Here is a 23654-nt window from a genome sequence, read left to right as displayed (position 1 = left end):
CTACCGGTAATAACACATCAAACCGGATTCACAATATTGCGGCTGGTTGCGGATTTTTCGCGCCAGCTTCGCCACCTCTTCCTCCGCAGCCTTTCCTCTTACCTGCTCCATTACCGCTTTGACCATTTGCACACTCGCCAGTTTTCTGTATGGAGCCCCTTCCCGTCCGACAATTTTCAGGGAATCAACCCCCATGCTGTCCAATTTAGCAAGAGAGCATAAGCCGCAAGGACCGAGCGGCAAGCCATCGTGAGCAATTTGACAGTTGCAATCATTGACAAACCAGACAAACTCCCTGTAGTCATCTACCTGCTCATTCAGTGTCTCCAGCTCCGCTGCCGTTAAAGACTTATTTCCATCAGCATGGAGAGGAACATAATCCCATTGCGCTTGAGAACAAAAGGCCCCTGCCGAATGTGTAGTCATGCAAAAGCTCTCCTCATACACGCAGCCGTCATTTAAAATAAAAACCTCTAATTCAATGTCGCCCGCCGCTTCTTTCAGTGCCGGTATTTCATTTAACTGGACGCTTCTTGGCAAAACGATGCGTTCGACCTGCATTTGCTTATACAGCTCTATACTTCCGGTATTCATCGGGGCAGCCAGGCTGCTGACATGAATAGGCGCTTTCGGCACTTGGCTTTTCATCGCCGCCATCAAACCCGGATCACTGACAATAAAAGCTTTAATTCCGACCTCTTCCTGGCAGCGTTTAATTAAATCAATCAGCATCGGATATTGTGTTTCCGTATAGTAAGGAGCATTCAGCGTTAAAAAAAGGGGGATATCATAGGCTTCTGCTCTCCGGACTGCTTCCTCGAGATCTTTAAAAGAAGGAAAGCCCGCATACGGATTGCGGCGGTTAATCCAGACACCGGGCGAATATTTTTCCATCCATTCCATCGGTGTGATCCCGCAGTAAAATTCTTCAGCTCCACTTTCTGCCAGCATTTCCACTTCTTCCTTCGCTCCCAATGGAGCAAGAATATTCACATTGATTCACCTCCATGATTACACCGGGATGCGCAAGCTGTAGACAGCCCGCCCGTTCTTCATTGCCCGCAAACTTTCTAACCCCATTCTTACTAAGCCGCTGTCATGGCTGTAAAAAGCACTGTTGCCTTTTTGAAAAACGCGGTTGCGCATATCAAGATGGCGCTTATTCTTCAATTCGAATACATAGCGCTGACACTGCTGCTTGCATTCGGGGTCTCCCCGGAATTTATCAGCTTTATTCTGATCAATAAAGCCAACCATACAGGCGCTGCCGCTCGCTGTGCAGCCAAAAGGGAAATGAAGGCCGATGGTCTGCTCGGCCTCTTCCTCACTTAAGGAATTCCCTTGAATTAACTGGTCAAATTCAAAGCCTGTCACCCTTCCATTACCGAGAAACTGGCGAAATGACTGAGAAAACAAGCCGGTTTTTTTAAAAAACTCTTTTCCTTCCTCCGGAGCATTCGATTCATTATAATAATGGGCGACTCTAGGATCACGAATTGATTTATTCAAAAGCCTCCCTATCACTAAATCCAGCTCCGGGAACCGCTTTTTCGTATAAAAATAAACGCCCCAATCATTGACAATGATCTCTATGTTCTTTTCATGCTTTTTCACCTGCTCATTCAGCACGGCCAAAATATCAGCAAGCTCTTGAAACTTTTCTTCATGCATATAAGAAGTGGCGAAGGAAAATTCCAAGCCGTTTTTCCAGCAGTAATCAAGCGCTTTATTCACCGCTCGTACCGTTGGAAGGCGATGCTGGCAAAATTCCGAGCCGAAAATAATCCGGCTCGGCGCCGCCACCTCTCCGAACACCTCTTTCCACGCCCCGAAAAAAGCAGACTGCATTTCAGTCTCGATCTCATTTTGCAAATCAATCGGAGCCCAAGGCTCTTTAACGAATTTCAAATCCCGCACTGACTGTACAGCTACAGCAAACTTCAATAAGCTGACCCCCTCCGCATTCGACATGATCCATTTTACTGCTCAATTTTTACCACTTTTAAATCTAACGTATCAGTCGGCAACACTAGCTGCTTCTCTACCTCCAACTCTTTGTTCGCAATGATAAATTCATTGCCGGCACCGCTGTAATATACCTTGTCTTCGTCTGCACTTAGATTCACGCCATACAGACTGCCATTCGGAGGGACGGATTCCTTCACAATCTTCTGACTTTTGATATCAACCTTGTACCATTTATTCAATGTGGTATAAGCGTATTTCTCTTCTTTATCAACGACCGCTGAGAACATTCCGACCGGTTCTCTGTCATATTCCAGCGTTTTTATGGTGCCGGATTCTCTGTTCATCCACATGATTCCTTCTGTCACGCGCCCATCAGGGTATTCCTTCATTAATGGAATCGAATTCATGCCATTTTCTCCTCTAGGGAAAAGCATCAAATAATTTCCGGTTCCATCTTTTTCATTCTTTGGATGCTTTATTCCTTGCCTCAAGGTTAATTTCATTTTTTTGAGATCCAATTCAAATAAATCATAGCCCCAAACAAAGAGAGTATTGGCGTCATTTTGTTTAAATTGAAGCACATGCGTGCCGTATGGAGCTTCTACACTTCGCAGCTCCTCCTTGCTTTTCAGATCGATTTCGATAATTTTGCTTGGATGGACTTTAAAGCTGCTTCTTCTCTTTTCCCCTTGGGTTACAAAGGCATAGGCTTTCTTTCCGTCCGGTGAAATTGCGCTTCCCCACACACGGCGGTCAAGCAGTCCTTGATCTGTTCGGGCCTCCAAATTGACTTCATTAACAATCTTATTTTGCACAGTGTCCACGACATAAAGAGATTTTCGGTCATTTGCAAGGAACAGTCCGGTTTTGCCGTCATCGGTAAAACTCATATCGCGAACGGGGCCTTTCACTTTAATGCTGGCGGCGATTTTAGGCGCAGCGGGATCAACAACAATAATTTGTCCGTATCCAGAAATGAAGACTCTCTCTGTATACTTTTCTGCGGCTGCCCCGGCAGGAACAGCACTTAAAATAAGCAGAGGAAAAACAAAAATGAGCAGTTGGACTAATCTCCTTATCATTAGTTACTAATACACCTCTCTTTCGTGATTCCGCTGATTTGATCTAAAAATGCCGGATTATGCTGCAGGATCTTCACGTATGCTTTCAAACCGATGGTGATCCATTCATGCATCCAGCTGCAATAATGGGCGTTAGGCGCCCGATAATCACCCTGCCGTTCCATTGCTTCATAGTAGCATCCGCCAGAACAAATATGCTTGAGTGCACACGATTGGCAAGTCGGCTTATGATCGACATGCAGCTCGTTCAGCATCGTTGTTCTTTTCTTCTGATCAATGCCAAAGTAAATGTCCCCGAGGCGAAACTCCTCCTGTTCGTTAAAGCGGTGGCATAAAAACAAACCGCCATCAGGGCTGACAGCAAAGAAGCCGAGCCCCGCTCCACAGCCGTACGCTTTATTCGTGCCGGTATGCAGCTCCTTTAATAAATTTGTCAGGTTGGAAAAGCCGACATATTCATTCTTGAGCGCATGCTCGACAAATAAGTCGGACAGTTCCTCAAACTGCCGCAATAATTCGGCTAAATCCTCTTCATCCAAAGCTAGCTGCATATTCGTCTCCGTGACAGGAGCAAAGCCCACCTCATAAAATCCTTTAGAAAGCAAATGCCGCAAAGACGTTTCCAGCTTTTCAAAATCCTTCACCACGGTCACTCTCGTTCCAATAGGTGCGGCCGTGTGAATCTCCATTAATTTTTCCACATTCTTGCTTACCCGGTCATAGGAGCCCTGTCCTCCAGCCATCGGACGGTAGCGGTCATGTGCTTCCTTCGTTCCATCCATGCTGACAGATACCATCACTTTATATTTATTTAAAAAAGCCATTTGCTCCTCGTTCATTCTCGTTCCATTGGTTGTGAGGGAAAAGCCTACTTTCTTTCCCCGCCGTTTTCCCTCTGCACTTGCTTGTTCAACCACATGCTTTAACGTTTTCCAGTTGAGAAAAGGCTCCCCGCCAAAAAGAACGATATTGACCTCTTTTTCTCCTAAGCTGTTTTCCATTAAAAATTGAATGGCGCGGTCGGCTGTCTCTACCGTCATATATTTTTTCGGAGCCCCATATTCCCCGTCGCCTGCGTAACAGTACGTACACCGTAAATTGCATTCATTCACTAAATGAAAGACTAAGGTTTTTACCGGCATATCTTCTGTCGTTTGCGGAGGAGGCGGGGTAGCAGAAAAACGGGCATGTTTCTTGTCGCTCTTCTTAACAATTTCCAGCTGCTCCAATTCAGCCAGCACGCGGGAAAAAGAAGGGTTCTCCTGCAATAGGGCCTCTTCGGACAAAATAGTTGTATCTGCGACATGCTCCCCCTTGCTTCTGAACACATCCACCATGTCTTTAGACAGATCATCCAGCTGAATAATGCTGCCTGTTAAGCCATGATATAAGAACTCTTCGCCCTGCACCCGAAATGGAATATAGTTTGTCAATGCTGCGTTTATGATTGTAACCCTCTCCTTCCCAATAAATGATCGCACCCAAAAGTTTGAGAGATTGTGATGCCTGTTGAAAAAATGAACAGCCTTAATGAATAGTATTTACGTAATCTGGAACAGTAGTAATGTGATGGGATTTAACCGTCAGTTCTTTCCCATCTACCTTTGCCTTCGCTGCAACCGTGGCGCTCCCCACATTTTCCTGAACAAACTCCCTTTCTTCATTTACACCTTCCACACTAGGTGTGTATAAGCCATCGGCAGCAATTTTCCCAATATAAGGGCGGTCGTCTCTCCCCTCTGCTCCTTCCGGATACGGCAGGAGCGACCATTCTGCCGGCACGGGGCCGAGCTTTAAATCATCTTCCGTTTCCTTTTTTCCATCCTTGCCCTTGCTATACGCATAAGCTACATATTGAATACTCATTTTATCCATCGGACCAGCGCCGCCCATCCGCGACACACCATAAGATGGTTCGATTTTTAAATAATCTGCCTGATCATAAACAGTAAACTTTCCATGAACAGCCGCTTGGTCTCCGTTGATCATAAACATGTTGGATTCCGCCTTTTTGTCCACTTTGACCTCAGCTGTCAGCTGCTCGTCAGAAACGGCCGTTAACTTGGTCAGCTCTACTCCTTCCGGCAAGCTCAAGTCTTTCTCTTTCAGCTTGTTTAAGTTCATGCCATAAAACGTAACTTTATTCACTGACCCTTTTCGCCAAGCCCGGGGCTCAGAATGGATAATTTCCGGCTTTTCCGTTTGAACTTTATAATAGGTTTCTTCTCCGCTGATGCCCAGGTCTTCTTTATAGGACCAGTCGCCTTTAATTAAATTTTCGCTCGTTACATTATAAAAACCATTGATCTTATGGTCATTTTGCTTATAATGCGAACGAAGCATATAGCCCGTATAGATTTTCATATCGCCGTTCAGTTGCTTTGTTTCTTGCCCTGTTAGAAACTTAATGGATTTTTTCTCGCTGTATCGATCATCCGCTTTCGTGAATTCGCTTTCCCCGAGATAAAAGCCTTTTGTTCCTTGAAAACCAACTACCTTCCATTTGCCGCTGACATCATATTCATTGCCTTTCCATTGATCCCATACCTTCGATTCCACCCCATAATTTTTTGCTAAATACTCGATCGCTTTATCTGCTTCCTGCGGCCAATCCATGTGGCGATGGTTTAAATAAATAGAAGGGTATGAAACAAGGTGAAAGTCCTTCAAGTTTTTCCATTCTTCTTCCGTGCGCCTTTGAGCTTCAAATCGGCCGGCAGCATGGCAATTAATACAGCTTTGGGCAACGCTTTCATTTTTCGGATCTGGTTCTGCATAAGATGGTTTATTGGCCAGCCAATACTGGACCTTTTCCGCTTCTTCAGGAGCAAGCCCTCTTTCCCGGCTTAAATCAGTAATCAATTGTTCCCGCTCCTCATCCGTGATCGTTAACCCATGAGTCCTTTCCATGCGGGCAATGGTTTGAGACCAGCCTTCTGGACTTTTTCTGACCGATTCAATTCTTTCCAGCTTCCCCCCCTGATCAACTGCATGACAGCCCATGCAGCTCTTTTCCACCTGCTGGCTGACATGAACAGCCGATGTTGCTTTTTCGTTTGTTTCAGTTGACGGGTTTTCTGCACAGGCACTCACTAGCAATGCCACTCCTACAGCGGCTGCCACAGATAAAAACTTTTGTTTGATCATCGCATTTCTCCTTTTTATGGTTTTACATATTTTAATTTTCGCCAGTCATTGGCAGCCACTGGACATTCGTCTGCCCAGCTTCCATAGTTCGTTAAGCCGTCAGGCACTTGAGCTGCCCACCAGCAATCACCATAGCAGCCATAAATATCACGGTAATGAGGCTGGCAGACCCCTTCAAGCCCCATGCCTGAGAAATCTGTTTCCCATCCTGGATCGAAAAGACTGGTACATCCCATCGGCAGCAGCGCCAGTCCTTGCACCTCGGGCTCCTTTTCCAAATTAACCGTTTGCTCAATCATTTTTCCTTTCCAGTTCAACGGCTTTAAATGCTTCATGCTGTCCCTCCGCTCCCTTCTTAGCTAAAGCTTGTTCATGCCACTGTTTAAAAAACAATGAATCACCGCCTGACAGGCATATAAAAACCTAAGGCAGACAAGTTTGATAATCAACTTGCAATTTCTATGCCATCTTATTTCATCGCTCACACCCGCTATTTTCGCTTCTTTCACCAGCAGAAGAGTTAAATTTATTCACTAAAATAAACAAACTGTTCAAAATAATTTGAACAGTTTGTTTATTTTATCATCTATAGGAAATATTATATTTCTTTAAACGATTGTACAAAGTTCCCCGGGAAAAGCCTAGCAGCTGGGCGGCTTTCGTTAAGTTGAAATTTGTCCGTCTCAACATATGCAGAATATAATCGCGTTCATCTTGATCGCCTTCCGGCTGATCTCCTGCTGATTCACTGCAAGCTTCTGCCGTCATTTGCTCATGAAAGGCATCCGGCAGATGAGAAGGCTCGATTACCTCATTCTCCGCAAATAATTGAGCATACTGAATGACGTTCTTAAGCTCCCTGACATTTCCAGGCCAGTCATACTGCTGCAATAGTTGTTCTGTTTCCGGTGCCAGCATCACATTCGCCTGTTTCTCGTTCTGTTTGATAAAATAACTGGCTAACAAAGGGATATCTTCTTTTCTTTCACGCAAAGGCGGAATCATTAAATGGATAACATTTAACCGGTAATATAAGTCCTCTCTGAAGGTTCCTTCCTTGATCATCTGCTTTAAATCTCTATTTGTCGCTGCAATGACCCTTACATTGATTTTTTTTGGAGCGTACTCTCCAATCCTCATGACTTCCTGTTCTTGCAGCACTCTCAGCAGCATCGGCTGAACAGACAGCGGAACCTCGCCAATTTCATCAAGAAACAGGATGCCCCTGTCGGCTGCTTCAAACAGCCCCTTTTTTCCTTCTTTTAATCCCCCTGTAAATGAGCCAGGCCCATAACCAAACAGTTCACTTGCTGCCAGATCATGATTCAATGAGGAACAGTTAAAAGAAACGAACGGCTGATCACAGCGATCACTGAGACGGTGAATCATCCGGCTGAATACTTCCTTGCCGGTGCCGCTTTCTCCAGTTAACAGTACAGGTACGCTGCTCGGTGCGATTTTCTCTATTTTGCTGATAAAAAAGTTAAATTTATTTCCGCGGCCGATAACGCCATAGTGGTTATATTCTTTCTTAGGAGCTGCGGAACTTTTCTCAAACAGATGATGTTGAGGAATTTGAACAATGATGCCAATCACACTGTTTTTATGAACAACAGGCAAAACTTTGCCGCGGGGATGGCCATGCAAAAATGGAATTATTTGTTCTTCCCATTCCGGCTCGCCCGAACACTGCCATTTATGCATATATTCATGCCAATTAAACGGTGTTTTCCAAACATAGTGAAACGGCTCGGACAGGTGATTTTGCTCCATTAAGCTCCCTTGATCATCAATGGCCAATAACCAGTCGCTGCGTAGTCTGCGGCTATGTTCTAAAAATACCTCTTTTAACAAATTATTTTTTTCATAAATACGGACAAGCATATCCGCTTGAATCATTTCCGCTATCGCCTTTGTTAAAGGCAAACTGTGTTTGCGGAAATCCTCATCTTTACTTGATAAATCAAGCACTCCTATCACTTGCTTATCCACAGGGTGCCAAATAGGAACTCCAGCACATGAAAATGCACTCCACGCCTCGCAATAATGCTCTGCCGTATGTATAGTCACAGCTTCTCGGGCAGCAAGGGCCGTGCCGATTGCATTCGTCCCTGCTATCGTTTCATCCCAATGACCGCCTGGATAAAAATTCACCTCACCCAGCTGGTCATGCAGCTTGCCTTTCATGCGCACGCCAATCATTCTGCCGTCTTTATCAGCCAGACCAAGGGCGTAGCAATCATCAATCTCGTTTTTCATTCTGCTATAAGCAGCTGCAAACGACTGGTATAGTTCGCCTCTGCTTTTTATCAGCTGCAATTCCGTTTCCGTTAGCACGAGAGGCGCTTTAGAGAGGTCACGTGATATATTATTCTTCCGGCTTCTCTCCCACGATTCCATCACTAGTTCAGACATGTTTTTCTTAACCAGTTGACCACGTTTTCCTATCATGATCGCTATCTCCCTTCCACCCTATATAGTGATAACCAAGCAGGATAGTTGTGATTGTGTCACAAGTTCAGATTAAACTATTCTAAATATTAAGTCAATTCAACAGAGGCTTTTGCAGAGAAGATGGGCTTGATTTCCCATGTTCTCTCTGTGAAGGCCGGCAAGAAAGAAAAAGGGCCGTCGTCTTAGTCAGATATGGACAGCCCTTTTCCCTCTATTCTGCTTTCTTTTAACCGAGCAGCCGCTGATAAAGCTTTTTTGCCTCTTCCGGATCCTTTGATCCATGTACCAGCATTCTTCCGTCCTGGAACAAGACAATTCTCTTTCCGGAAACAATCGCCGACAACAAAAAACCATTCATCTTTACTGAAGCGTCCCACTGCTTCAGCATAGCGGCAATCTCTGGCAAATTAAATGCCCTGTTGTTCGGCGGTCTTACTTGTACCGTATTTCTTCCGCATAAGACCGCCGTTTTTGTTTGATTTTCTTCCGTTAAATACGGATAGACGGCTGTGTCGCTGCAGGATGGGCAATCTGCCTTCTTTAAAGAGGCTGTAGAAATAGATGAATATGTATTTTTCCACAAATCAACAGCCACAAGCTCCCGGCGAATGTCCTCCCCGCGGCCCGCAAGTATTTTCAAAGCCTCTGCTCCTTGGAAAGCCGTTGTCATTTGAACAGCTGGCGCAATAATTCCTGCCGTGTCGCATGTCATTCCTTCTGCCGGCAGAACATCGAGCAAACAGGCGAGGCACGGAGTTTCTCCCGGCACAATCACACAGCTGACTCCCTGGCTGCCTACGCAAGCACCATATATCCAGGGCACCTGATATTTTTGAGACAGATCATTGATAACGAATCTTGTCTCAAAATTGTCCGTTCCATCAAGCAGCAGGTCCGGACATTTTTCATCCATAAGCGCAGAAAGCTCCTGCGGGCCTGCATCGGCTGTGATAGCCGATATGCTGACGTCGGAATTAATCTCCTGAAGCCTTTTTTTTGCCGCCTCCGCTTTAGGCAGACTATCCCGTGCGTCCTGCTCATTATACAGCTGCTGGCGCTGGAGGTTGGTCCAATCGACGTAATCACGGTCAATGATAGTAAGCTGCCCAATGCCGGCCCTGACCAGCATTTCGGCCAGTGCAGAGCCAAGTGCACCGGCTCCGACAAGCAGCACATGTTTAGTAGTGTAAGGATGCTCTTCCTTTAAAAATAACTCCTGTCTCGAATAACGGCTGTTCATTGCCTTCTCCTCCTCAACCGCCTCCCACGAATTGAACAATTTCAATTCGGTCTCCTTCATGAATAGTTGTCAAGCCAAGCCGTTCTTTCGGCACGATATGGCCGTTTATCTCTACAATGACCGCTTTTCCTTGCAAGGAATAAGAAGCCAGCAGCTCTTCAATAGTCAGCTCCTGCAAAGAAATTGGCGTCGATTTCCCATTAACCACAATGTGCATGTCGTTGATTTCCTCCTTTTTTATTGCTGTTTGATAACTCGCGGCTGCAGCCGCCGGGTCCTTGCTCGCAAAGATCCCTGACATGACTGCCACGCCTCTTGCTCCGGCGGCCTTGACTTCCCTAATATGGTGCGGTTTAATGCCTCCGATAGCAATAACAGGCACGCGGGAAGCATAAGCTGCGGCCTGCAATGTCTCCAAGCCTCTTGGTTTCCTCCCAGGCTTTGATGCTGTATCATAAATGTGGCCAAATAAGATCCAATCCGCCCTTCCTTCATTGGCATGAGCCACGGCATCCAGCTCATGAACAGAGCAGCCTGCCGCCAGTTGTCTGAGAAATGGGCGAACCTGCTTTAACGGCACGCTGCTTTCCGTCAGCTGTACACCGCCGGCTCTGGCTGCAAGAGCAACATCCAGCCTGTCATTAACAATAATCTTTTCGGCCGGAACCCCCGCTTTCCTAAAGGCTTCCACCCAATACAACAGCTCTCTGGCGCTGCGCTGTTTTTCTCTTATGTGAATATAGTCAACAAATGAGTGAATGGCGGCGGCAATGCTAGACGCCTGCGCCAGCCCGAGTGTCCCCGTGGTGATGGCGTGAAGCTGAAAAGTCATTCCATTCCTCCTCGTCCGCCAAAATGTCCCAATCTTTAAAAATCGGCTGATACCCAAGCTGCTTTAAGCGTTTTTTTACTTCTGCCACCGAACGAGTATCGGAAATTTCAAATTGGCTATTGTTTTCTTTCTTCGCCGCGTAGCCGCCAACAACTGTCGAAGAAGCAGCGGACATTTTTGTCACGCCCAATTTAATAAGGTGATCTCTAAGCCCTGCTTCCTCGCGTGTAGACAGTGTAATACCTGCCCGGGGCATAAACAGGCGGACAGCAAGCATCGCTTGCACAAGATCTTTATCCTCCACAACAGCACGAGGCTCGAACCCTCCAAGATTCGGGCGAATACGAGGAAATGAAACGGCAATGTCCGTTTCTAAATATCTTTTTTGCAGGTATTGGGCATGCAGAGCAGTGAAAAACACTTCCTTCCGCCAGTTATCCATTCCGAGCAGCGCTCCAATGTTTACCGATCTCATGCCGGCCTGGCATCCCCGCTCTGGTGCATCCAGGCGGTAACGATAGTTTCTTTTTGGACCTTTTATATGAATCTCCTTATAAATTTCTTCATTATATACTTCTTGATAGACAGTAAGCCCATCCACTCCCGCCTGGAACAACTGGCGGTATTCCTCGGCATCAAGGGGCTGTACTTCAATGGAAATCGAGGAGGCATATTTTCTTAAGATACGGGCGCTTTCTGTAAGATAGGCAACGGATGAATGAATGCGCGATTCCCCCGTCAGCAGGATGACATGCTGAATCCCCATGTCTTTCAACGCTTTTGCTTCTTGACTGATCTCCAAAGCGGTTAATTTTCTTCTCGGAAAGTCATTGTCAAAACTGAAACTGCAATATGCACACTTGTTTACACAGTAATCCGTTAAATAAAGCGGCGCATACAAGGAAATCACTTTTCCGAAATTCTGAATGGTCAGCTTTCGAGCTTTCTGGGCCATATCCTCCAGCCGCTCTGCAGCAGCCGGGGAAAGGAGCGCCAGTAAGTCATATTCGTCCGGTTCCGCTTGATTCAGTGCCTTGTCTACATCTTGAACCGTCATAGCAGCAAGGATTTCCTCATAGGGATGATGCTTGATTTTGTTGTATCTGTCATAAAAGCTCATAGAAACTCCTCCTTTTTACCGTAAAAACCCAGTGAGCGGAGATGAAGCAGCTGCCCGTTGCGACACCGGTCCGAGCCCTGCAAGATAAGCCTTTCTGCCGGCTGCTACAGCTAAACTGAATGCCTCTGCCATCCGCACAGGGTCGTCTGCTGTAGCAATAGCCGTATTTACGAGAACCGCATCCGCTCCCATCTCCATTGCTTCAGCCGCTTCTGACGGCTTGCCGATTCCGGCATCCACGATGATCGGCAGTGTTTTTTCTTCGATAAGTATGCGGATCATCTCTTTCATGCGGATGCCCCGGTTTGATCCGATCGGGGAACCAAGCGGCATGATGGCCGCAGCCCCGGCATCAGCCAGCTTTTTGGCTGCCATTAGGTCTGGATTCATGTAAGGAAGAACAACAAAGCCTTCATTAGCCAATATTGCGGTCGCCCGGATCGTTTCTTCATTGTCAGGAAGCAAATATTTCTGATCAGAAATAACTTCGATCTTAATCCAATCTCCCATCCCGGCGGCCCTTGCCAGCCTTGCAATACGGACAGCTTCCTCCGCATTTCTTGCCCCGGATGTATTGGGCATAATCGTCATATTCTCTGGGATATCTGCTAAAATATTTTCATGGCCTGCCTCTAAATCCACTCTTCTTACTGCTACAGTTACCACTTGCGAGCCTGAGGCACTAAAGGCTTGTTTCATAACAGAGTGATCGGCAAACTTCCCCGTTCCTGTAAACAGCCGGCTTGACAACTTTTTTTGACCAATAATTAATTCATCCATTTAACATCCTCCTTTTTGCAATAGGCTCTGCCATTATCGACGATTGATTGGTTAATTGTTCACCTAAAAGGGCAAAAGCGGCGACTTCCACGGAAAGTGTCCGCCTGCAGTGAAACCGATAGACAAACCAACGATATTCTTTAACAGAGCCGTACAACAAAAAAAGCCTGCCACAACGGCAGGCTTTTCTTTATGCATCATAAATAAAGACACGTAAATAAAGACAGCTTCCCTCCGTTGGTACTAACCAAATCAGGTTCAAGAGTTGGATGCATGCATCCTCTCAGCCGTAAAGGCACCCCTAGCTTACTTTTTCTATATTCAGTTTCCTCTAGTATACTCCTAATATTCTAAATTGTTAACCACTTTTTCAAAAAAAGAATTCCGCTTTTTTGCTTTATTTCGCTTCGGTCTTCGCCCCTACGCCAATCCGCTTCATTTCTCCCCAATCCTTCTTGCCGGCTAAAAACTGAAAAAAGCCTTCCAGCCGCCATTTAATCATGAGCGGCCGATACCAAAACGTTTCAGAAAGTGCAAAGAAAAACAGTCTGACGATGTCTCGCGGCTTCGGATATTTTCTCAAGCTCCATTCCTCTAAGAGCACTCCGCCCATCGATAACACCGATCCGTATAAGAACGACAAAGAGGCAATCAGGACGGTGATTTCAACACTGATAAACGAAAACAGCAAACCGAACAGAATAAGCAAGTAACCAAGCAATTCGACAAAGACACCCATCAGCTCAATCAAAAAGAAATAAGCCATCGATAGCACACCAACCAGGCCATATTTAGGATTAAACAGCATATCCTTGTTATTCCAAATCACTTCGCAAAGTCCGCGGTGCCAGCGCTGGCGCTGTCTGCGCAAATAAAGGGCGGACTCTGGCGCTTCTGTCCAGCAAACAGGATCAGGAACATACAATATCTTTTTCTTTAATCCTCTATCTTTAATCATCCGGTGCAGGCGGACAACCAGATCCATATCTTCTCCGACTGTATCCGTGCGGTACCCGCCGATTCTGGTCACTGACTCTTTCTCAAACACACCGAAAGCACCGGAAATAATCAGCAACAGGTTATGACGGCTTAAGCCAATCCGGCCGATTAAAAATGCGCGCAAATACTCGATCACTTGCATAACCACCAACGGTTTTTTAGATAAACCGACCGTCATCACTTCCCCGCCTTCAATATGACAGCCATTCGCAATCCGCACGCTGCCGCCGACTGCAATCACCTCTCCGTCTGAATCAAGAACCGGCTTGATCACTTTCAAAAAGGCATTTCTCTCTAATACAGAATCTCCGTCGAGTGAACAAATGTACGGGTAATGGGATAAGTTTATTCCAGCGTTCAAGGCATCGGCTTTTCCGCCATTTTTCTTGTCAATCATGTATACATTTTCATAAATCGTTGACCGGTAGATGCCATTAATTTCAGCAACAGGTATTCTCGTACGTACAACAAAATTTATTTTTACCATTTGAAAGGCCTCAATCATCGTTTCGGCTGTTTTGTCTGTCGAACCGTCATTGATAACAATCACTTCATATTCCGGATAGTAAATACTTAAAAGAGAGCGGACACTGTTATAAATCCCTGCCTCTTCATTATAGGCAGGCACAAGAATCGAGACCGGTTTTGTATCAAAAGAATCCAGCAAATCTTCTTCTGCCTCTTTTGAATTAAATCCATATTCGCTCCGCAGCTGCCTGGCTGAAATAAATAAAATGACGAGATAAAACAAAATGACAAAGGAGGTGTAGAAAATAAATAACCACGGCAAAAAGGTGAACAGATTGCTAATGAATTGAGTCATCCTATTCTCACTCCTTCACTCTCAAGCCACTGGGCAGCCATATCCTTTGCATATCGGTCATGATGGGTTTCAATAATATGCTGCAAAATCAGTGTGCCGTTTGCATATTGCTGCAGCGCTTCCCCTGCCGCATTGCGGACAAACCAGTTTTCATCTGCAATCAACTTCGTAAGCTGAGGCAGAAAACCGTCTTTTTTCGCTGCGCCTGCCAGCTTGGCGAACATCATTCTCTCCTGCCAGTGCTGAGAATAGCTGAATGGATACACATCTGCTGAATCAGCCGTGTACCCGAACAAATAAAGCACTTTTAAGGCAGCAATTCTTAGCTCTAAATGCGGCTGCTTCAGCTGTTCTACTACAAAAGGAAGATAGCTGTACTCCTGTGTTTCTGCTACCCACTCAATGATTGCCTGCTTAAACACATTGTTCAGCTTCTCATAATTCTGGATAAACCCTGCGTCATATGTATCGTTAAATCTTCTTAATACATCCTTGTAAACAGCTTTCGAAAGCGGAGGATCCAGGCTGATTAAATCCCTGGCCAGCGCGTTCGATTGCAAGGAAGCCAACACACGGATCGCTTCTGTCCGTTCTGCCTCTGTTCGCAGAGCGTTTTCGGCAAGCGCCAGCCACAAATGATGCGAAAAGGAAGACATATAAAAATTTTCAATGCGATAAAGCACATTCATTCGTGTGCTCCACCTTCCTTTCGCCAGCCGCCGATGATACTCCTCTTTCAGCCACTCCTCAGCAAGAAGTGTAATCGTCTCTCCTACCATTTCTCCCTTTAGGATACTTGCAGCCTCCTCCAGCAATTCTTCTAATGCCTGAATGCTCAATGGATCATTATTTAGCCATCTGTTATGGATCTCCTCTTCCGTTCCTAACAAATAAGCAAATAAATCCGGACGCAAGTAATCTTTTATTTGTTCCACTCTCTCTGTTCTTTTATTTGTTATCACTTTTTGAACAATCAGAAAAACGAGCAAGAAAAGCAGAATGCCCAGGAGGATCAAATTGATATATATAATGACTTTCATCGTATCGCTCACATTTTTTCACCCGCTTTACCATTTGCTTGGCAGCTCAATTCCTTCTACTTCCTTTATTCCACGAATAAAAAACGATAAACTGGCCGTGCCTCTTCGATTCTACCAAAGTTGTCAAAATAAAAATAGATGTCTATAGAAGCGAATGTCTTGTTCTATTCATCCTGCATGCAAATAAGCATAGGGCAGCCGAAGCTGCCCTATGCTTATTTTTCTTCCTGCGGTTTCCGTTCCCAGCAATCCGCCGTACCGACTCCTTCGATGGAATCAGCATAAAACACCGGTTCTTTGCCGGCTTTTCGCTGCTGCTGATAATCTTTTAAAGCAGCCACAGCAATTTTATAAAGCATGGTAATGGCCACTAAGTTGATCAGCGCCATAATCGCCATGAAAAGATCGGCCATATCCCAAACAAGGCTGATTTTGGCAACTGAGCCAAAGTACACCATGCCGAGTACAGCTAAACGATACACAAACAAGGCAGCGGGAGAGTTTTTAATAAACTCAATATTCGTCTCCCCGTAATAATAGTTTCCAATCACAGAGCTGAAAGCAAAAAGGAAAATAGCAACCGCTAAGAAGATAGATGCCCAATCACCGATATGCACGGAAAGAGCAGACTGTGTTAGGTTAATAGAAGAAGCGTCTTCCCTTAAATATTCGCCTGACAGTAAAATAATAAAAGCAGTAGCTGAACACACGACAATCGTATCAACAAACACGCCAAGCGTCTGAATCAGACCTTGTTTGACAGGATGGCTGACAGCAGCGGCAGCGGCAGCGTTAGGAGCAGAACCCATCCCTGCTTCATTAGAGAATAAACCGCGTTTAATTCCGTTCATCACAGCCGCACCAAGCGTCCCGCCCAATGCCTCTTCTATACCGAAGGCATTTTTGATGATAAGCATAAACATTGCCGGAATTTCAGTAATATTCATAATTAACACAACAAGAGCGACAAGAATGTAGATAATAGCCATAACAGGGACAAGCACTTGTGTCACGTGAGCGATGCGTTTAAGCCCCCCAAAAATAATTAACGCTGTCAATATACATAGAACTACACCGACAACAGGCTTTGAAACATGAAAGCTTTCATTCATTGCGATTGAAATGGTGTTAGACTGAACAGAATTGAAGACGAGGCCAAAGCAAAAAGTAATTGTAATGGCAAAAATAATCCCCATCCATCTTTTATTCAAGCCTCTTTCCATGTAGTAAGCCGGGCCGCCGCGAAAGCCAGTTTCATCCTTTACTTTATAAATCTGGGCGAGTGTGCTTTCTACAAAACTGGAGGCCGCACCGATAAAAGCAATCAGCCACATCCAGAAAACAGCACCTGGTCCGCCGGCTGCAATCGCTGTCGCTACACCAGCAAGGTTGCCGGTGCCGATTCTGGAAGCCGCACTGACGGTAAACGCCTGGAACGAAGAAATTCCTGCCTTTCCTTTAGTGGAGATGGTCGACTTTTCAAAGATCACCCGAAACATTTCCCCAAATAAACGAAATTGCACAAACCTGGTTCCGAATGAAAAGAGTAGACCCAGTCCAATTAATAAAGCGATCATTACATTCGTATACAAAAAGTCATTTATTTTCAGTATGTAATGATCAATCATTTCCATCCAATCCATAAAACGCATCCCTTCTTAAAGTGAAATGGTAAAAGTTAATCTATTTCAATCTATCAAAAGATAGCTATCCAATCAACCGGCATAATGATCATTCCGCTCTTCTTTTTTAGCAGGAACGGGCACAAGGAGCGGCACACAGCCGAAAAATCGACTGATGAGCCGCCCCTTGTCAGGATTCCTCTGATTCGATCTTTTTCCAAACAGCTATGACTTTTCCGCTCTCATTCTCATCTAAAACGAATGAGCCGTTCGAATAGCGGTCACTTTTCTTTAGAGGGGAGAAATCAAATGGGTCGGATAGGCCCTTTTCTGTTTGCAACACAAACTGTGCTTCTTGTTCTATCAATTTCAGTCCCGCCACACGATGCGGATTCCCTTTTAACTCCCGAAGCATTACCACGCCTCTCGAAGCGCGTGAAAGCGGTTCAAACTCTCTTGAGCTCATTTTCTTAACAGCGCCCCGCTGAGTGACGAGCAGCAAATCCCGTTCTTCGTTCGCTTCCCATACCTCCGCGCTGACTACAGTGTCGTTCTCTTTTAAGTTGATTCCTTTGACTCCCGCTGCACGCGGGCCAACAAGGCTCGCCTCCTCCTCGGCAAACAAAAGCCCGTAACCGAAATAAGTCGCCAAGAACACCTGCTTGCTGCCGGTGGTGAGGTGTACGTCAATCACCTCATCATCGCCTTTTAGCTTAATGGCGGTTAACGGCCTCGAGTAGCGCTGCACTTTATAAGCAGCCAGCTCGGTTCGCTTTACCATGCCGTTTTTCGTCACAAACAATAAATACAGAGGGGCTTGAAAATCTTTCACAGCAAAAACACTTATAATCGATTCATCTTTTTCAAGAGCAACAAGGCTCGCCACATGTTGCCCCAGATCTTTCCAACGAATATCAGGCAGTTCATGGACCGGCAAGTATAAATAGCTTCCCTTGCTCGTAAAGACAAGCAAAACATCGGTTGTATGAACCTCTTCCTTAAAGAGCAGACGATCCGTCTCCTTCATCGCCAAATCTTTCCCGCCGGATGCCGAATAGGAACGCAGACTGGTCCGTTTAATATAGCCGTCTTTTGTCACTGTAACAATGACCTCTTCATTCGGAATAAGCACTTCAAGGTTCACTTTGATTTCTTCAATTTGCTCTTCGATCACGGTCCGCCGCGTGTCGTTATATTTCTTTCGCACATCTTTCAGTTCTTTTTTAATGACACCTGTCAGCTTTTTCTCACTTGCCAGAATAGCGGTGAGCTGCTCGATTTCTGCCAACAATTCTTCGGCTTCCTTTTGGAGGGCAGTGATATCTGTATTCGTCAGCCGGTATAACTGCAAGCTGACAATCGCTTCTGCCTGCGCCTCTGTAAACTCAAAGGCTGCCATCAAATTATTCTTGGCATCGCGCTTGTCCTTCGATGCCCGAATGGCCGCAATCACTTCATCTAGGATGGATAAAGCCTTAATCAAGCCGTCTACAATATGCTGGCGGGCCCGCGCCTTCGCCAATTCATATTCAGAACGCTTTGTAACCACTTCTTTTTGGTGGCTTATGTACGCATCAAGCAGTTCAGGCAGTCCCATCAGCACTGGACGCTGATTATGGATGGCCACCATATTAAAGTTATAACTGATTTGCAAGTCGCTGGCTTTGTATAAATAATTTAAAATGCCTTGGGCGTCACCATCTTTTTTCAGCTCAATGACGATGCGGAGCCCTGTGCGGTCTGTTTCATCCCTTACTTCGGCTATCCCTTCTACTTTGCGGTCCAGACGGAAATCGTCTATTTTTTTCACCAGGTTTGCTTTATTGACATCATAAGGAATTTCGGTGATGACGATTTGTTTTTTTCCGCCGCGAATATCTTCAATCTCGGCTTTTCCGCGTACAATGATTTTGCCTTTTCCTGTTTTGTACGCTTTCTCAATTCCTTCAATTCCTTGAATAATGCCGCCGGTCGGAAAATCAGGCCCTTTGATCACCGTCATCAGCTCCTCGACCGTGCAGCCAGGGTGCTCCATTCTCATAATCGCTGCATCAATCACTTCGCCGAGCTGGTGCGGCGGAATTTCAGTTGCATATCCGGCGGATATCCCGGTAGAACCATTGACTAATAAGTTAGGGAAGCGCGCCGGCAAAACGGTCGGCTCCTCTGTCGTATCATCAAAGTTCGGAATAAAATCCACTGTGCGCTTATCAATATCTTTCAATAATTCGCCGGAAATAGCAGAAAGCCTTGCTTCCGTGTAACGCATGGCAGCCGGCGGATCGCCGTCCACGGAACCGTTATTTCCATGCATCTCAACGAGCAGCTGCCGAAGCTTCCATTCCTGGCTCATCCGCACCATCGCGTCATACACAGACGTATCGCCGTGCGGGTGAAAGTTCCCGATGACGTTCCCCACTGTTTTCGCGGATTTACGAAAGCCTTTTTCGTGGGTGTTCCCCTCTGTATGCATCGCATATAAAATCCGGCGCTGTACAGGCTTCAAGCCATCACGGGCATCGGGAAGCGCCCGCTCTTGAATAATATATTTACTGTAACGCCCAAAACGGTCTCCAAGCACCTCTTCAAGCGGTAAATCCTGAAATACTTCTTTTTGCATCTACTTACTCCTCCTTGCCGACTGAAAGATTCTCATTATCTAAAATATTGCTGTCTTCTTCCAGTCCGAAAGCAACATTTGACTCGATCCATTTCCGGCGCGGCTCTACTTTGTCCCCCATTAGCGTCGCAACACGACGTTCGGCGCGGGCAGCATCGTCAATCAGCACACGGATCAACGTTCTTGTTTCCGGGTTCATGGTCGTTTCCCACAGCTGGTCTGCATTCATTTCCCCGAGCCCTTTGTAACGCTGGAGCATGCATCCCTTTCCGACTTTCTTCATCGTTTCCGCCAACTCTTCATCGGTCCAGGCATACTCCACCTTTTCTTTCTTGCCGCTTCCCTTGCTCACTTTATAAAGCGGCGGCAGTGCAATGTATACTTTCCCCGCTTCAATCAGCGGCTTCATGTAACGGTAGAAGAAGGTCAGCAGCAGCACTTGAATGTGGGCGCCGTCGGTATCTGCGTCCGTCATGATAATTACCTTATCATAATTGGCATCCTCCACGTTAAAATCCGGTCCTACCCCTGCTCCGATCGCATGGATAATCGTATTGATTTCTTCATTTTTGAAAATGTCGGCCAGCTTGGCTTTCTCGGTGTTAATAACTTTTCCGCGCAGCGGAAGAACGGCTTGAAAGCGACGGTCGCGCCCTTGCTTAGCCGATCCTCCGGCTGAGTCCCCCTCCACTAAATACAACTCATTTTTTTGCGGATTGCGTGACTGGGCAGGAGTCAATTTCCCGGACAGAACGCCTTCATTGCGCTTGCGTTTTTTTCCGCTGCGGGCATCTTCACGGGCCTTTCTTGCCGCTTCTCTTGCCTGGGCGGCCTTGATAGCTTTTTTAATTAGCAGAGAGCTTGTTTCTGGATTTTCCTCAAGAAAGTAAGAGAGCTGTGAAGAAACTACACTGTCTACTGCGGAGCGGGCTTCGCTCGTCCCTAGCTTTCCTTTTGTCTGACCTTCAAACTGCAGCAGCTCTTCCGGAATACGCACGGAAACAACGGCCGCTAAGCCTTCACGGATATCGGAGCCCTCTAAGTTTTTTTCTTTCTCCTTAAGCAGGCTTACTTTGCGGGCATATTCATTGAATACTCTTGTCATCGCTGTGCGGGCGCCTGCTTCATGAGTGCCGCCGTCTTTTGTGCGGACATTATTTACAAAAGACAGGATCGTTTCAGAGTAGCCGTCATTAAATTGGAAAGCAAAGTCTACTTCAATGCCGTTTTGATCTCCTGCAAAGGAAACAACCGGGTGCAATGTATCTTTCTCTCCATTTAAATATTTAACGAATTCTTCAATGCCTTTTTCATAGTAAAACACTTCTTCTAATCGCTGCCGTTCGTCCGTCAAACTGATTTTCAAGCCTTTTAACAAGAAAGCTGACTCCCGCAGGCGCTCGCTTAACGTATCAAAATTATAATGAATGGTACTGAAGATAGACGGATCTGGCTTAAAGTGAATTTTCGTTCCTGTTTTTTTCGTGTTTCCGATCTTTTCAAGGGTGGTGACCGGAACGCCTCCATGTTCAAAGCGCTGCTCATAAACGAAACCGTCGCGGTGAATGGTCACTGTCAGCCACTCAGATAAAGCATTGACGACAGAAGCGCCGACGCCATGCAAGCCGCCGCTCGTTTTATATCCTCCCTGGCCAAACTTCCCGCCGGCATGAAGAATCGTTAAGATGACTTCCGGTGTCGGCTTTCCGAGTTTATGCATACCTGTAGGCATACCGCGGCCAAAATCCTGGACGCTGACCGATTGATCTTTATGAATAATAATTTTAATTTCGCTGCCATAGCCGGCAAGCGCTTCATCCACTGAGTTGTCTACGATTTCATAGACTAAATGATGCAGCCCCCGTGTATCCGTGGAACCGATATACATTCCGGGGCGCTTTCTGACTGCTTCCAGGCCTTCGAGAACCTGAATAGCGTCATCATTATAGTCAAAGGTCACTTCTTTTTTCGTCACAAAAATTCCCCTTTCAGACTTCCTAGAGAAACAAACAAACGTTCGTACGCTTCATTATATCATAAAAATTCCAATCCTTCATCTCCCCCGCCGCCGGGAGCTTATAATGGTACTGTGCCGTTCTGTATTTTCCTCTGCCTTATTGTATGGTCAACAAGCCATTTATGCAAACGCCTTGTCCAGATTTTTTGTTCTTTTTCAATCATTTTGATGACAAAAAAGAGAACGCGGAAACGTTCAGGCTGTATCGTTTACTTTTAGATATATCTTCATCTTTCACGTTAAAAAACAAGCGGCAGCACACCGCTTGTTCTTTGTTTGGCTGATTATTTTGTGAGAGCATGCTCCACTTTAATGCATCTATCCATAATCACCGTTTTGCCTTTCTCTTTTAGAAATTGATACGCCTCTTCATTGGCTACGCCGAGCTGCGCCCAAAAAATCTCACTATCTATTTCAGCAAATTCTTTAGCAATTTCCGGCAAAAATTCTGAGCGCCGAAACACGTTCACGATATCCACCGGCTCTTGAATTTCTTTAAGAGAAGCAACCGCCCGTTCTCCCAGCACTTCATCGATCGCAGGATTAACCGGAATAATTTTATATCCGGCCCGCTGCATTGCTTCAGAGACCATATAGCTTGTCCGCTCGGGGTTATCACTTAAACCGACTACGGCGATCGTTTTCGCTTTTTTTAACAGCTTGCCCATTTCTTCTCTTGTTGGATTTATTATCATCAATAACTCTCCTCCTTGCACAAACTAATTCGTTCCTGCCCAGTCATTTTCCTTCTGCCGCTTTCCCCGACATGCTTATCTTAAAATAAAGTTTGGTTCTATCTTTTCTGCATACTTTAGAATCTATCCGATATGCACTAAAATTTCCAGGGATTTAAAGGGCCCGCTCTCGCTTGGAAAATCCGCAGGCAACTGATGCATATATACCCATTCTATACCGGATTGGCGACTATCAGCAATCAAATGACGGATGCATATCCATAGGACAGAAAAAAATGACTTCAAGGAAAGTTAAGCAACGTGATTAAAAAAACTTAAATGAAAAGTCTCCGGATTCCGTTCTTGCATTGAGCAAATATTTTTTCTTCCCGATCTCTCCCAGCAAACTATTTTCTGTTTTTTCTTTAATAGTAAAGTATTTTTCCGGCAAATGAGCCTTTCCTGAATGGCTTAAAAAATCAACCTTTAGCGAATCTGGCTGTTGATTTGACTGAACAAGTATATCACCGCTTGATGAAGCCAGCTTCATATTCCCTTCCATGCTTTCGGCAGAGACGGAAATATCCCCAGATGAAGTGCGGGCTGTTAAATGATCGGCCTGCATACCTGTTGATTGAATATTTCCGCTTTCGGTAAAGAGCTTTGCTTTGTTAGCTTCGTTGTGTTTAAGACTTAAGGAGCCGCTTGATGAAGCAAGGGCCAGCTGTTCATGAATGATTACCTCATTCATTGTCTGATCCCCTGATTCAGTTTCTATTTCCATGTGTTTTGTATGTACTTTTTTAACCGCTATATCTCCGGAAGAACCCTTCACTTGCAGGCTGTCATACAGCTTTTCCGGAAGCTTCACAATGAGGTTAACATCTTTATCACTGCCTGTGCGCAAGCCTACTTTTCCTTTTTTCAGAAGGTACTTCACCTGCAATTTGTGATTTTCCTGCTCAACTGTCCATTGATATCGATCAACCATCCTTTCATCGATTTGCCCTTCAAGTGAGACCACGAGATCCGTACCGCTTGCCGGTATAACTTCAATATCAGAAGCAGCTGTCTCAATGAAAACTTCATCCACCGCCTTTCCATCCATCGTTTTCTCTTCATGTACATCCGCCGTCCCCCCAAAGCCGAACCAGCCGCATCCCGCCAGGATGCCGCAGCCGGCGGCGAACAAAAATAGTCTTATCCTCTTCATCCTTCTGCCCACTCCTTCTAAAC

Annotated in this window: 18 protein-coding genes and 1 riboswitch; all 18 genes read right to left on the bottom strand. The window is 45.6% G+C overall.

Annotated elements, in window-relative coordinates:
- Window positions 1-993: a peptidase U32 family protein gene (locus tag B1A98_RS02835; protein ID WP_063383626.1), complete on the bottom strand. Its 993-nt coding sequence runs from the start codon at window positions 991-993 to the stop codon at window positions 1-3.
- Window positions 994-1011: 18 nt separating this feature from the next.
- On the bottom strand, window positions 1012-1944 hold the full coding sequence (locus tag B1A98_RS02830; protein WP_063383625.1) for a hypothetical protein: 933 nt from the start codon (window positions 1942-1944) through the stop codon (window positions 1012-1014).
- 35 nt (window positions 1945-1979) lie between these two features.
- Entirely contained in the window at window positions 1980-3050 is a 1071-nt protein-coding gene (locus tag B1A98_RS02825; protein WP_063383624.1) for a YncE family protein, read from the bottom strand.
- Entirely contained in the window at window positions 3050-4483 is a 1434-nt protein-coding gene (locus B1A98_RS02820) for a radical SAM/SPASM domain-containing protein (protein WP_240492397.1), read from the bottom strand. Before B1A98_RS02820 ends, B1A98_RS02825 begins: the two co-directional genes overlap by 1 nt.
- Before the next feature lie 94 nt (window positions 4484-4577).
- Window positions 4578-6197, bottom strand: coding sequence for a quinohemoprotein amine dehydrogenase subunit alpha (gene peaA / locus B1A98_RS02815; RefSeq protein WP_063383623.1), 1620 nt, complete (start codon window positions 6195-6197; stop codon window positions 4578-4580).
- A 14-nt stretch (window positions 6198-6211) separates the two neighbouring features.
- A complete protein-coding gene (gene qhpC, locus B1A98_RS02810) occupies window positions 6212-6532 on the bottom strand; it encodes a quinohemoprotein amine dehydrogenase subunit gamma (RefSeq protein ID WP_041100977.1) in 321 nt (106 codons plus the stop codon).
- Between the two features lie 247 nt (window positions 6533-6779).
- A complete protein-coding gene (locus B1A98_RS02805; RefSeq protein ID WP_063383622.1) occupies window positions 6780-8648 on the bottom strand; it encodes a sigma-54-dependent Fis family transcriptional regulator in 1869 nt (622 codons plus the stop codon).
- A 229-nt stretch (window positions 8649-8877) separates the two neighbouring features.
- On the bottom strand, window positions 8878-9891 hold the full coding sequence (locus B1A98_RS02800) for a ThiF family adenylyltransferase (RefSeq protein ID WP_063383621.1): 1014 nt from the start codon (window positions 9889-9891) through the stop codon (window positions 8878-8880).
- 13 nt (window positions 9892-9904) lie between these two features.
- Window positions 9905-10723, bottom strand: coding sequence for a sulfur carrier protein ThiS (gene thiS / locus B1A98_RS02795; RefSeq protein WP_063383620.1), 819 nt, complete (start codon window positions 10721-10723; stop codon window positions 9905-9907).
- Window positions 10665-11843 (bottom strand): 2-iminoacetate synthase ThiH, encoded by a 1179-nt coding sequence (gene thiH, locus B1A98_RS02790; RefSeq protein ID WP_063383619.1) that lies wholly within the window; start codon window positions 11841-11843, stop codon window positions 10665-10667. Before thiH ends, thiS begins: the two co-directional genes overlap by 59 nt.
- A 15-nt stretch (window positions 11844-11858) precedes the next feature.
- Window positions 11859-12623: a thiazole synthase gene (locus B1A98_RS02785; RefSeq protein WP_063383618.1), complete on the bottom strand. Its 765-nt coding sequence runs from the start codon at window positions 12621-12623 to the stop codon at window positions 11859-11861.
- A 212-nt stretch (window positions 12624-12835) separates the two neighbouring features.
- Window positions 12836-12936, bottom strand: a riboswitch (TPP riboswitch).
- A gap of 84 nt (window positions 12937-13020) precedes the next feature.
- Window positions 13021-14445 carry a glycosyltransferase family 2 protein gene (locus tag B1A98_RS02780; RefSeq protein ID WP_063383617.1) on the bottom strand — a complete coding sequence of 475 codons (1425 nt, stop codon included), beginning with the start codon at window positions 14443-14445 and terminating at the stop codon, window positions 13021-13023.
- Window positions 14442-15497, bottom strand: a complete 1056-nt coding sequence (locus B1A98_RS02775; protein WP_063383616.1) for a HEAT repeat domain-containing protein — start codon at window positions 15495-15497, stop codon at window positions 14442-14444. The genes B1A98_RS02780 and B1A98_RS02775 overlap by 4 nt, the downstream gene beginning before the upstream one ends.
- A gap of 203 nt (window positions 15498-15700) precedes the next feature.
- Window positions 15701-17128 (bottom strand): alanine/glycine:cation symporter family protein, encoded by a 1428-nt coding sequence (locus tag B1A98_RS02770; RefSeq protein WP_370511045.1) that lies wholly within the window; start codon window positions 17126-17128, stop codon window positions 15701-15703.
- 169 nt (window positions 17129-17297) lie between these two features.
- Entirely contained in the window at window positions 17298-19727 is a 2430-nt protein-coding gene (gene parC / locus B1A98_RS02765; RefSeq protein ID WP_063383615.1) for a DNA topoisomerase IV subunit A, read from the bottom strand.
- A gap of 4 nt (window positions 19728-19731) precedes the next feature.
- Window positions 19732-21702 (bottom strand): DNA topoisomerase IV subunit B, encoded by a 1971-nt coding sequence (gene parE, locus B1A98_RS02760; protein ID WP_041114288.1) that lies wholly within the window; start codon window positions 21700-21702, stop codon window positions 19732-19734.
- A 326-nt stretch (window positions 21703-22028) separates the two neighbouring features.
- Complete coding sequence (locus tag B1A98_RS02755; protein ID WP_041114287.1) at window positions 22029-22442, bottom strand: CoA-binding protein; 414 nt, start codon at window positions 22440-22442, stop codon at window positions 22029-22031.
- 301 nt (window positions 22443-22743) lie between these two features.
- A complete protein-coding gene (locus B1A98_RS02750; RefSeq protein ID WP_063383614.1) occupies window positions 22744-23631 on the bottom strand; it encodes a DUF4097 family beta strand repeat-containing protein in 888 nt (295 codons plus the stop codon).
- Window positions 23632-23654: the final 23 nt, after the last annotated feature.

It is taken from the genome of Pseudobacillus badius, assembly GCF_002189605.1.
GTDB classification, from domain to species: Bacteria; Bacillota; Bacilli; order Bacillales; family Domibacillaceae; genus Pseudobacillus; species Pseudobacillus badius.
This window is presented reverse-complemented; position numbering and strand designations above follow the sequence as displayed.

Coding starts and splice junctions, on each gene's coding strand:
- B1A98_RS02825 (WP_063383624.1), bottom strand. CDS start 3,050: ATGATAAGGAGATTAGTCCAACTGCTCATTTTTGTTTTTCCTCTGCTT.
- peaA (WP_063383623.1), bottom strand. CDS start 6,197: ATGATCAAACAAAAGTTTTTATCTGTGGCAGCCGCTGTAGGAGTGGCA.
- qhpC (WP_041100977.1), bottom strand. CDS start 6,532: ATGAAGCATTTAAAGCCGTTGAACTGGAAAGGAAAAATGATTGAGCAA.
- B1A98_RS02805 (WP_063383622.1), bottom strand. CDS start 8,648: ATGATAGGAAAACGTGGTCAACTGGTTAAGAAAAACATGTCTGAACTA.
- B1A98_RS02800 (WP_063383621.1), bottom strand. CDS start 9,891: ATGAACAGCCGTTATTCGAGACAGGAGTTATTTTTAAAGGAAGAGCAT.
- thiS (WP_063383620.1), bottom strand. CDS start 10,723: ATGACTTTTCAGCTTCACGCCATCACCACGGGGACACTCGGGCTGGCG.
- thiH (WP_063383619.1), bottom strand. CDS start 11,843: ATGAGCTTTTATGACAGATACAACAAAATCAAGCATCATCCCTATGAG.
- B1A98_RS02785 (WP_063383618.1), bottom strand. CDS start 12,623: ATGGATGAATTAATTATTGGTCAAAAAAAGTTGTCAAGCCGGCTGTTT.
- B1A98_RS02780 (WP_063383617.1), bottom strand. CDS start 14,445: ATGACTCAATTCATTAGCAATCTGTTCACCTTTTTGCCGTGGTTATTT.
- B1A98_RS02770 (WP_370511045.1), bottom strand. CDS start 17,128: ATGGATTGGATGGAAATGATTGATCATTACATACTGAAAATAAATGAC.
- parC (WP_063383615.1), bottom strand. CDS start 19,727: ATGCAAAAAGAAGTATTTCAGGATTTACCGCTTGAAGAGGTGCTTGGA.
- B1A98_RS02750 (WP_063383614.1), bottom strand. CDS start 23,631: ATGAAGAGGATAAGACTATTTTTGTTCGCCGCCGGCTGCGGCATCCTG.